The following is a 447-nucleotide window of genomic DNA, read 5'->3' as shown; positions in this document are numbered from 1 at the left end:
CACGCCGTTATTTCCAAAAGGACGCGCTTTCAGACGGCCTCTTCAGTACGCGCCAAGATTACGCTGATGCGTTGAACCAACTGCCAGCGGAAGCGCGACCGTTTTTCCTTGAGGCCTTAAATCAGGAAGAGCCGGGCAAAACCATTCATCAGGGCGAGCTCATCAGTTTTTGGCGCAACCCTGTCAAAGTTTGGCTGAAGAGAAGTTTAAGCTGGGATCAGCCGTATTTGGACGGCGCATGGGAGTCTGCCGAACCGTTTGAGCCGCAACATGAGGGTCGGATTGCCGATGCCTATTTGGATGCGCGACGCACAGGGGAAGATTTTGAAGATACGGCCATTCGGCTGAATGCCGAAAGCCTGATGCCGGTAGGCGAATTGGGCGGTTTGTGGCCGCAGCAGTATCAGATATCTGCGAAAAACGTAGATGCCGAGCTGATACATAGTA

The 447-nt window shown here is 53.2% G+C and carries 1 pseudogene; it reads left to right on the top strand.

The annotated features are described in order from the left end of the window. Positions 1 to 447, top strand: a pseudogene (locus ACTHTY_RS11980) (exodeoxyribonuclease V subunit gamma); the annotation flags it as partial.

The sequence above is a fragment of the Neisseria sp. P0019.S002 genome, assembly GCF_051957155.1.
Lineage (GTDB): Bacteria > Pseudomonadota > Gammaproteobacteria > Burkholderiales > Neisseriaceae > Neisseria > Neisseria perflava.
This window is presented reverse-complemented; position numbering and strand designations above follow the sequence as displayed.